General features: G+C 62.6%; 9 protein-coding genes. 5 read left to right on the plus strand and 4 right to left on the minus strand.

Annotated features, from left to right (window positions below; genetic code table 11):
• Nucleotides 1-150: 150 nt before the first annotated feature.
• Nucleotides 151-1,737 (minus strand): gamma-glutamyltransferase, encoded by a 1,587-nt coding sequence (gene ggt / locus ABIC09_RS25870; RefSeq protein WP_354111029.1) that lies wholly within the window; start codon nucleotides 1,735-1,737, stop codon nucleotides 151-153.
• A 195-nt stretch (nucleotides 1,738-1,932) separates the two neighbouring features.
• Between ggt and trhO the strand changes: the two genes are divergently transcribed.
• Nucleotides 1,933-2,700 carry an oxygen-dependent tRNA uridine(34) hydroxylase TrhO gene (gene trhO / locus ABIC09_RS25875; protein WP_354111030.1) on the plus strand — a complete coding sequence of 256 codons (768 nt, stop codon included), beginning with the start codon at nucleotides 1,933-1,935 and terminating at the stop codon, nucleotides 2,698-2,700.
• On the plus strand, nucleotides 2,690-2,908 hold the full coding sequence (locus tag ABIC09_RS25880; RefSeq protein ID WP_354111031.1) for a SlyX family protein: 219 nt from the start codon (nucleotides 2,690-2,692) through the stop codon (nucleotides 2,906-2,908). The genes trhO and ABIC09_RS25880 overlap by 11 nt, the downstream gene beginning before the upstream one ends.
• Before the next feature lie 6 nt (nucleotides 2,909-2,914).
• Here the strand turns inward: ABIC09_RS25880 and ABIC09_RS25885 are convergent, their stop codons facing one another.
• Both ABIC09_RS25885 and ABIC09_RS25890 read right to left on the minus strand, forming a co-directional pair.
• On the minus strand, nucleotides 2,915-4,819 hold the full coding sequence (locus tag ABIC09_RS25885) for a diguanylate cyclase (protein WP_354111032.1): 1,905 nt from the start codon (nucleotides 4,817-4,819) through the stop codon (nucleotides 2,915-2,917).
• A 165-nt stretch (nucleotides 4,820-4,984) separates the two neighbouring features.
• Nucleotides 4,985-5,200: a hypothetical protein gene (locus tag ABIC09_RS25890; RefSeq protein WP_148755551.1), complete on the minus strand. Its 216-nt coding sequence runs from the start codon at nucleotides 5,198-5,200 to the stop codon at nucleotides 4,985-4,987.
• 111 nt (nucleotides 5,201-5,311) lie between these two features.
• Between ABIC09_RS25890 and hemE the strand changes: the two genes are divergently transcribed.
• The 3 genes from hemE to ABIC09_RS25905 all read left to right on the plus strand — a co-directional run bounded on the left by hemE (nucleotide 5,312) and on the right by ABIC09_RS25905 (nucleotide 7,541).
• Nucleotides 5,312-6,346, plus strand: a complete 1,035-nt coding sequence (hemE, locus tag ABIC09_RS25895) for a uroporphyrinogen decarboxylase (protein WP_354111033.1) — start codon at nucleotides 5,312-5,314, stop codon at nucleotides 6,344-6,346.
• 187 nt (nucleotides 6,347-6,533) lie between these two features.
• A complete protein-coding gene (locus ABIC09_RS25900; RefSeq protein WP_354111034.1) occupies nucleotides 6,534-7,043 on the plus strand; it encodes a DUF2867 domain-containing protein in 510 nt (169 codons plus the stop codon).
• A 117-nt stretch (nucleotides 7,044-7,160) separates the two neighbouring features.
• Nucleotides 7,161-7,541, plus strand: a complete 381-nt coding sequence (locus ABIC09_RS25905) for a hypothetical protein (RefSeq protein WP_354111035.1) — start codon at nucleotides 7,161-7,163, stop codon at nucleotides 7,539-7,541.
• Between the two features lie 644 nt (nucleotides 7,542-8,185).
• Here ABIC09_RS25905 and ABIC09_RS25910 read toward each other — a convergent pair.
• Nucleotides 8,186-9,256: a hypothetical protein gene (locus ABIC09_RS25910; RefSeq protein WP_354111036.1), complete on the minus strand. Its 1,071-nt coding sequence runs from the start codon at nucleotides 9,254-9,256 to the stop codon at nucleotides 8,186-8,188.
• Between the last annotated feature and the right edge of the window lie 480 nt (nucleotides 9,257-9,736).

The raw sequence follows: 9,736 nt of genomic DNA on the forward strand, positions 1-9,736 counted from the left end.
CTTGGAAACAAAGCAGCGCACGCCTGCACCGCTCATCGCCCCATAACTTGGAGTAACGAGCTCAGTTCCGAATAAGAAAGGGCGGCGCAGCCTGCGCCGCGCCGCCCCTTCGTCAACTTTTCCTGATCTTGTGCGGAACCTCGCGAAGGCTCAATAGCCCAACGCGCAGCCGTCCTTGCGCGGATCGGAACCGCCGGTGAGCGTGCCCTTGTCCCAGTCGATCCAGATCGCCTGGGCGCCGCCGAGCGGGCCCACCACATTCGTGGTCTTGTGGCCGAGCTTCTTGAGGCCCTCGACGATGTCAGACGGCACGCTGTCCTCAAGCTGATACTGGCCCTCGTAATGCAGGCCGCGCGGCATGTCGATCGCCTCCTGCACGTCGCACCCGTAGTCGAGGATGTTGGTCAAGAGATGGGTATGGCCGGTCGGCTGATACTGGCCGCCCATCACTGCGAACGACATCGTGGAACGGCCGCCCTTGGTAAGCAGGCCCGGCATGATCGTATGCAGCGGGCGCTTGCTGCCTTCGATGCAGTTGGGATGGCCCGGCTGAATGCGGAAGCCGCCGGCGCGGTTCTGGAACAGCACGCCGGTCTTGTTCGCGACGATCGCCGAGCCGAAGGAATGTGCGATCGAGTTGATGAACGAGCAGACGTTGCGATCCTTGTCCACGACCGTGATGTAGATGGTCGAGGGATTCATCGGCGGCGCGACGTTCGGCAGGTCGAGCATTCCGTCCAGGCGGATCTTGCTGATGTACTCGTCGGCAAAGCCCTTTTCGAGCATCTCGGCGACGTTGATCTTCATGTGCTCGGGAGAGGCGACGTGCATCTCGCGATTCATGTAGGCGATGCGGGCGGCTTCCGCCTCGAGATGGAAGCGTTCCACGCTGAGCGGCGCGTATTTGGTCAAGTCGAAGCGCGACAGGATGTTCAGCATCAGCAGCGCGGTGACGCCGGGCCCGTTCGGCGGGCACTGCCAGACGTCGTAGCCCTTGTACATCGTGCCGATCGGCGTCGTCGTCTCGGTCGTGTGCGCGGCGAAATCGTCGAGCGTGTGCAGGCCACCGATGCCGCGTAAGGTCTCGACCATGTCCTCAGCGATCTCGCCTTTGTAGAAGGCATCGCGACCGTCCTTGGCGATTGCGCGTAGCGTCTTGCCGAGTTCGGCCTGGCGGATGATGTCGCCGGCCACCGGCGGCTTGCCGCCAGGCAACAGGTAACGAACGGTGTTGGTGCCGCCCTTCAGCTTCTCGAACTGGTTCTTCCAGTCGAACGCGATGCGGGGGGCAACGACATAGCCTTCCTCGGCCGCCTTGATCGCGGGCTGCAGCAGGCGGTCGAAACCGAACTTGCCGTGGTCGCGCAGCACGGTGTCGAAGGCGTCGATCACGCCGGGGATCGAAACCGCATGGGCCGAGGTCAGCGGCACGGATTTGATCTTGCGCTCGATATACCAGTCGGCGTTGGCCGCCTTCGGCGCCCGGCCGGAGCCGTTATAGGCGATGATCTTGCCTTCGCCGCGCGGCTGGATCAGCGCAAAGCAATCGCCGCCGATGCCGGTCGATTGTGGCTCGATCACTCCGAGCAGGGCAGAACCCGCCACCGCCGCGTCCACCGCCGTGCCGCCTTCGCGCAGCACCTCGATCGCGGCCAACGAGGCCTGCGGATGCGAGGTCGCCACCATCGCGTTGGTGGCGTGGACCGTGGACCTGCCGGGGAAATGGAAGTTTCTCATCGAATTCTTGCTCTCTTGGGCGTGTGGGCTAAGTCTCTGGGCGCGTGCGCCGCGATCTCGGGAAAACCGGGCCTACATGACACATTCCAGCCCGCCCGGGCAATGCTGGCATACCAGGGAAATGGCTGCCATTCGCTGGGAATAGAGCTATCGGTTGCGGGTTTTCTGGGCGCCGGCCGCCTGCTAAACGGGCGCATGATTTACAAGGTCTGCGCCTTCTACCAATTCGCCGCCCTGCCCGATTACCGCGAGCTGCGGGAGCCGCTGCGCGCGCTCTGTGCCGGCCTGTCGCTGAAGGGCAGCGTGCTGCTGGCCCAGGAGGGCATCAACGGCACGATCGCAGGCTCACCTGCGGCGATCGACGCCTTCGCGCACGAGCTCGGGCACGGGGCGATGTTCGGCGGCCGGCTAGACAATCTCGAACTGAAATGCTCGACCGCGAAAGCGATGCCGTTCGGCCGGCTCAAGGTGCGGCTGAAGAAGGAGATCGTCACGCTTGGCGATCCAGCCGCCGACCCGACCCGGCAGGTCGGCACCTATGTCGAGGCCGCCGAATGGAACGCGCTGATTTCTTCGCCCGACACGCTGGTGCTCGACACCCGCAACGCCTTCGAGGTAGCGATGGGCACGTTCGAGGGCGCGGTCGATCCTGACATCACGAGCTTTGGCCAGTTCAAGGATTTCGCCGCCGAGAAGCTCGATCCGTCAAAGCACCGGCGTATCGCGATGTTCTGCACCGGCGGCATCCGCTGCGAGAAGGCGAGCGCGCATCTGCTGGCGCGCGGCTTTGCAGAGGTCTATCACCTCAAAGGCGGTATTCTGAAATATCTGGAAGAGGTGCCGGAGGCGCAGAGCCGCTGGCGCGGCGAATGTTTTGTGTTCGACGAGCGCATGGCGCTTGGTCACGGATTGCGCGAACGGGGCCTGCGCGAGCAAGAATTGGGGCACGCACGTGACGAATGACATCAAGACGCTCGCCGAGCGCATCGACGCGCTGGAGACGCGCCTGGCCTATCAGGACGACACCATCGAGACGCTGAACCAAACCATCACCGCGCAGTGGAAGCAGATCGACGTGCTGACGCGACAGCTCGCGCAGCTCAACGACCGACTGCAGGAGGCCGAGGCAAATGCGCCGGGCCCGGCCAACGAACCCCCGCCGCATTATTGAGTGGGATTATTGCCCGGAAGCCCTGGCCAGCATATTCGTCACCTCGCCTGACATCATCAGGCGATCTCGGCCGGCGTCCTTGGCGGCGTAGAGCGCACGGTCGGCGGCCTCCACCAGCGATCCCGTGCCCGCGGTGCGCTCCAAGGCCGGCCGGCAGGCCGCACCACCGACCGAGACGGTGACGCATGGCGCGGTCGGATTGGAAGCATGAATCAGGCCCGCATCGTGGACGGCGCCGCGGATCCGCTCGCCGATCCGGGCACAGCCGGCGGCATCGGTGTTCGGCAGCAGCATGGCGAATTCCTCGCCGCCATAACGGGCCGCGAGATCGCCGACCCGCTGCATCTCGGCCGCGATGATCTTTGCGACCACGCGCAAGCAAGCGTCGCCGGCGGGATGGCCATATTCATCGTTGTAGGACTTGAAGTGATCGACGTCGATCATCAGCAAGCCAAGGCTGGAGCGATCGCGATAGGCCCGCGCCCATTCCTCCTTGAGCCGCTCGTCGAAACGGCGGCGGTTAGCAAGCCCGGTGAGGCTGTCCTCGATCGCGAGCGTCTCGAGCCGGGTCTCCAGCTTCTTCTGTTCGGTGATGTCGCGCGAGATCGCGACGACGCCGTCGACATTGCCGTTGTCCTTGCGCGTGACGCGCATGGTCGATTCCAGCCAGACCTCGGTCTTCTGCCGGTGCACGTTGCGGTAGGTGAGCCGCGCTTCGTCCGTTTCGCCGCGCTTCATGGCATCGACGATGGCCTGCACCTGCGGCCGATCCTCCGGATGGATTCCAGCAAGCGCGTCTGTGCCCATGAGCTGATTGGGGCGCCAGCCGACGACGCGGTTGGATGACGGCGAGACGTAGCGCAGCCGTTCGTCGAGCCCGATGCGGGTGACCATGTCGCTGGAGCCTTCCGCGAGCAGGCGGAAATGCGCCTCCTTCTCGATCAGGGCCGCGGCCATGCGCTGGCCGCGCTGCAGCTGCCGCACCAGCACCGCGCCGATCACCGCGATCAGCATCACCAGCGCGACCACGTAGAGCATGCGGGAGATCGCGGCTGCCCGCCACGGCGCGAGCAGCTCGTCCTTGTCGACGGTTGCGAGCAGCACGAGCGGATAGCGGGCGCTGCGCTTGAAGAAGCTGACGCGCTCGGCGCCGTCCAGCGGCGACTTGAAATGATGGGTGCCGCTCGGCTGTTGCAGGCTGGCGTCGCGGAACAGCGCCGTGTCGGCGACGCTGCGGCCGACGAACTTCTCGTTGTTCGGGTTGCGCGCGATGATCATGCCGCCGCCGTGCATCAGCGTCACGGAGCTGTTGCGGCCGATCTCGAACTGCTCGTAGAAATGCGACAGGTATTTGGAGCCGATGGCCGCGAGCACCACGCCGCCAAAGCTGCCGTCGGGCTTGTTGAAGCGGCGCGACAGGGTGACGACCCATTCGCCGTCGACGAGGCTCTTCACGGGACGGCCGACATAGGCCTCGCGCTTGGGCGAGAGCTGGTGGTGACGGAAGAGCGTGTCATCGCTGAGCGTCGAGGCGATCGTGCCGGGCGAGGTCAGCCAGTTGCCCTGGTCGTCGATGATGGCGAGGCTGTGGACGCGCTCCATCGCCTTCTTGCGCGCCTCCAGCAGGTTGCGCAGCTTCGCGATCGTGGCGGGATCGGCGCCGTCCATCTCCAGCCGGCTGACGACGCCGACGACGCCGGAATCCAGCAAATCAAGGCTGTCCTCGGCATGCTGCGTCAGCGAGCGGGCGACGTTCGCCATCTCGGTTTCGGCGCCCTTGAGCACCGCGTCCCGCGCGACCCATTCACGCCAGCCGCTGACGCCGAGGATCGCCACGCAGGTGAGCGCGACAAAAGCCGCCGCGCGCAGCGGCAGGCGGCTCCATCCGGCTCTCTGTGAGATGACGTTCATGCGGCAGAAATCTCCAATAGACGGAAACTCTGCCGCTTCTCTTATTGAACCCTGAAGCGCTTGCCGGGATTCGCATTCATCTACGGGTTTTTCCGTACTCCTACGGACCGGGGCTTCCGCAGATCGCTAACAAGGTCTTATCAAGCCTATCGGAAACCGGCGGCCCTAGCTGAAGATCGACTTGACCTTGTTCCAGAGCGAGGGATGGTCGGCCTCCGCGTCGGCCTTCGACGGCGTCGGCTGCGTGGCGCTTACGGGATCGGAGGCGGGGAAGGTATCTTCCAACCCGGTATCGAGCTTGGCGTGGCGGTCGGCCGCGAGCGCCTCGTGAAGATTGTCGGCGTGCTTGTCGTGTGGCGCGGGATTGAATCTCTGAGCCATGGGATTCCTCCTCCATTGCCCGGTCAACGCGGCGCAATTGCGCTGGTTCCCCTGTTCCGCTCGGGCCGCGCCCGGTGTATCAGGAACCTCAACTCTGCGTCAGGAACGTTCGTGCCCCAGTCTGCGACAAAGCCCTTCATCGACGTGCTCTCCGGCCAGCGGCAAGCCGTCCCGCCCATGTGGATGATGCGGCAGGCCGGCCGCTATTTGCCGGAGTACCGCGAGGTGCGCGCCAAGGCCGGCGGCTTCCTCGATCTCTGCTTCAATCCGGAACTGGCCGCCGAGGTCACGCTGCAACCGATCCGCCGGTTCGGCTTCGATGCGGCGATCATCTTCTCCGACATTCTGGTGATCCCGTACGCGCTAGGCCGCTCGGTGCGCTTCGAGGTCGGCGAAGGCCCGCGGCTCGAGCCGCTGGATGATCCGGCGAAGGTCGCGACGCTGGCGGGCCGCGCCGATTTCGGCAAGCTCGCCCCGGTGTTCGAGGCGCTCAGAATCGTGCGCGGCGCGCTCGATCCCAAGATCGCACTGATCGGCTTCTGCGGTGCGCCGTGGACGGTTGCGACCTATATGGTCGCGGGCCACGGCACGCCGGACCAGGCGCCGGCGCGGATGATGGCCTACCGGCACCCGGATGCGTTTTCGAAAATCATCGACGTGCTGGTCGAGAGCTCGATCGAATATTTGCTCGCGCAGCTCGAAGCCGGCGCCAACGCCTTGCAGATTTTCGACACCTGGGCCGGCGTGCTGCCGCCCGCCGAGTTCGCACGCTGGTCGGTCGAGCCGACGCGTCGCATCGTCGAAGGCGTGCGTGCGAAAGTGCCCGATGCCAGGATCATCGGCTTCCCTCGCGGCGCCGGCGCGCAATTGCCCGGCTATGTCGAGGCGACCGGTATCAATGCCGTCAGCATCGACTGGACTGCCGAGCCCGCCTTCATCCGCGAGCGGGTGCAGAGCCGCGTCGCCGTGCAGGGCAACCTCGATCCGCTGGCGCTGATTACGGGCGGCGCGGCACTCGACCGCGCGGTCGACAACGTGCTGGCGAATTTTGCGCAAGGCCGCTTCATCTTCAATCTCGGCCACGGCATCCAGCCGGAGACGCCGATCGCCCATGTCGAGCAGATGCTGAGGCGCGTGCGGGGCTAAAAAATTCAGTCCCCTCAGGGGGCGGAAACCGAAACCCTTAAAACAACCCCATGCACAGTACAAATCATTGAAGAATCTTGCCTGGCGCAATCACGGGCCCTGCGGCCGCGAGGTTTGACACGTCGGGCAAAACAGGCGCACGATGGCATCATCCCGCCGACCTCCCCCGCATCCGGTACCTGATCGCATGACCAAAGCACGCGCCGTGCCGATGCCCAGCAACAGCGTGCTCGCGCCGCTCTACGCAGGCGCGGACCTTTTGGATGCGTTTGCAATTCAACTGCCGGCGGGGGCCAGCAATGAGGTCGAGGTGCTGGCACGTGCCGCGCTCGAGCGACAGGCGTGGTGGATTCGTGCGCTCACGCGTGTCCGCGATGTGGTGATGGCGACCGTCGCCGTCAAATCGTCTCGCGCCGTCGGTGTTGCGGCAGCGGCGCGTGGGCCGGTTATCGGCTTCTTCCCGGTGCTGTCAAAGAGCGCGACCGAGTTGGTGCTGGGCGCGGATGACTGGCATCTCGACTTCCGCGTCAGCATCCAACTTCGCGCCGATGCAGCAAATGGGCGCGAGCTGGTCGCGGGTACCGTCGTGCATTGCCATAACCGACTTGGGCGTATCTATCTCAGCACGATAGCACCGTTTCATCGCGTAATTGTGCCGGCCAGTTTAGAGCAGGCGGCAAGAGCAACGAAGATCTGAGCATGCTTTGGTGGTCGCGACTGGCTGTAGTCCGCCATTAGCCGTCGACGAACGAGTCCGCCTCTGAAATAGCAGACTTCGTGCGCATCGCGTCCAGTTACGGAACCAATATCGCAATTGATAAACTCCGATCTGCTCGGCAAGTCTTTCTTTTGGAACGAGCCGATAAGACTTTTAGGCACGAAGGATTATGTCCATGTACTTCCTCACTGCCTGTCTGATCGTGGTCGTCGTGAGTTTCGAGGTATCGTTTCGTCGATCCTGGAATCTCTCACGGAACTCTCGTGGGGTTGCCCCGGCCCAGCGGCTCGCAGCGCGGCGGCGGGCGCGCTTTGGCCTGCGTTCTGCGCTCTGGTTTTTACCCTGCTGGGGCTGATCGGATTTGATCATGTTCAAGACAAGCTTGGTCTCTCCGCAACAGCCAATCTCATGATGTTGAGTGTCTCTTTCTTCAGCGGCTGGTTTCTTGGCGCCATTGCCGGGATGGATCGAGATTGAAGCAGCGACTAATGCAGAGCGAAAAACGTGCATCCGGCTGCGGCCGCCAGAGGAGTTCGACGCGTCCGCAGAATAAAATGGGGTTCCTATACGGGATAGCGCCATTTCAAAGCGCGGCGCAGGAAAAGCAAAGCCACGATTATCGCAATGGCCGCGATCCATAGGAAAGCCGGAACGGGCGATTGATTGTGAATGTGGGCAATGTACAGAACTAGGGCCAACAAGACGGCGACTAGCGCGTTCGACACCCAATATAGAGGAGAGCGCCCAATTCCAGCTGCTGCGAGTTCTGTCGCCCGTTCACTTGCCCGCCTAGTAAGCCACCAATAAAACCCGAAAGAAGCGAGGGCAATGATCCAGGACATTTTCAGCTTTTCTCATGCAACTTTGTAGATGGCCCTATTGAGAATACTCAAATTGAATGGATGAGTTTAACGCAACCGACCTAGCCCCAGCACTTCACCTTTGACCTATCGCGTCGGTCGGCTCACCGCAGCGACATGTCCGGACTCCGGTGCAAACCGGAAGTCACGGGCCGACGGGCAAATCGACGCTATTGACCCAATTCGGACTTATCGAAATCGAAAAAGCACTTAGCTTGGATGAAACTGAAGGGCTGAGACGGGTGCCACTGCGGCCTTTAACTACGGAAGTCTTTTTGTCGCCGTAAAGGGATTGAACCCCCGTTCTGCAAGAGCAGCCCACGAAGCTGCGCCAAGATGTGGCAATCGGAAATAGAGTCGTGGCTTGGCCGGATCGGTATCTAACATGAACCCGGTCGGTAGCCCTCGGACACTTGTGGCATAGAACCCGCCATCCGGCGACCTCTGGGATTCGATTACAGCGACCAACGATTTTGCCTCCCCAGTCCTACCGAGCAATTCCAGCAAGAGAGCCATTTGGCCCGTCCCTTCGGTCCACACACCATCTCGGTCTTCACCGTAGGAAAAGCCCTTGTCGACACTCATTCGCCGTTCGACGGTAGTCATTGCCGATGCAAATTTCTTCGCCGCTCCGGGGAGCGCCAATAAGGGCCAGACTTGAGCATCCAGCGCCAAAATCGGATTGCGCGTGACGCCGTCTTCGGCGGTACCTGCGGCGAAACAGGCGCACGCCGGATCCCACATCGTATCTACGAAGTGCTCAGCAGCTGTTGCCATATCACGCCAGCGCGAATCGCCTGTGCGGGTTGCAAGAAGGCCAAACGCGGCGGCGAGGTCAGTATTGTGTTCAGTCGATTTCCACGTCCGTACGTCGGGCGTCGGTTCGTGCCCAAAAGTACCGCCCGTGAAACCGTCAGTACCGCGCGTGTCGGCCCATTGCGCGACCCAGGTGCCAAGCCGTGCCGCACCATCGCGGAACCGAGAGCTGGCGCTCACATCATCAATCGACAGCAAAGCCAACATTGCCCATGCAACGTTGCCATTATCGCTGCCCACCTGATATCGATCTTCTAACCACTTGTTCTGAGTACTGTCCCACCAACCCGGAAGTTTTGCGGAGCCACTCGCCGCCACACCCGCGGCGTAAGCGTTCCGGAGCCGTCCATCATGCCAGGTCCGGTCGTTATCGATGGCCCAGAGAATCGCCGCGCCGATCCGACGTGCTTTGTCCCGCTCACCGCAACCGACTAATGCGATGGCGGCCACCGCATTGTCATAAAGGTATGCGGCGCCATGGAGAGGCCCCGATTCCACGGTCGGATAGCTGGGCAAGAACAACGGCCCTGGCGGTGCCTTATCGATCAGACCAGCGAGGTACCCGCATGCAGACGCTTCTGGTGTTGCCAAAGCCCGTGGTGGAGTGGCGGCCATAATGACTATGAAAGTCGTTACGATCCATACGAAGGTTTCTATTCGGGCCACTTGCTGTTCTCCGCGGTGGACGATGATCCTATATACCCATCGGCGATGTCTGGAAGTGGCCCATCGCTTCCTTTGACGCGGTGCCGCTGCATTTCGGCCGACAAGGGCAGACGGAAGTCTGCAGCCGAGCTACCGAACCGCCCCTTTTGACCCATCGCGTCGGTCGGCTCACCGCAGCGACATGTCCGGACTCCGGTGCAAACCGACAGTGCATTCAATTCGATCAAAAATTAAGTGCACTGAAGATCATCTAGCCGGCCTTCGCGACCAAGAAGGCGGTGGAGCTAAAGTGAGTTCGAAGTCATCGAATCACTTTTGGGCCACGAGGAG

Source organism: Bradyrhizobium sp. S3.12.5, assembly GCF_040548225.1.
In the GTDB taxonomy this organism is placed as follows: Bacteria; Pseudomonadota; Alphaproteobacteria; order Rhizobiales; family Xanthobacteraceae; genus Bradyrhizobium; species Bradyrhizobium cytisi.

Excerpts from the sequence above, each read along its gene's own strand:
- ggt (WP_354111029.1), bottom strand. The coding sequence starts at position 1,737 with ATGAGAAACTTCCATTTCCCCGGCAGGTCCACGGTCCACGCCACCAAC.
- trhO (WP_354111030.1), top strand. The coding sequence starts at position 1,933 with ATGATTTACAAGGTCTGCGCCTTCTACCAATTCGCCGCCCTGCCCGAT.
- ABIC09_RS25885 (WP_354111032.1), bottom strand. The coding sequence starts at position 4,819 with ATGAACGTCATCTCACAGAGAGCCGGATGGAGCCGCCTGCCGCTGCGC.
- ABIC09_RS25890 (WP_148755551.1), bottom strand. The coding sequence starts at position 5,200 with ATGGCTCAGAGATTCAATCCCGCGCCACACGACAAGCACGCCGACAAT.
- ABIC09_RS25900 (WP_354111034.1), top strand. The coding sequence starts at position 6,534 with ATGACCAAAGCACGCGCCGTGCCGATGCCCAGCAACAGCGTGCTCGCG.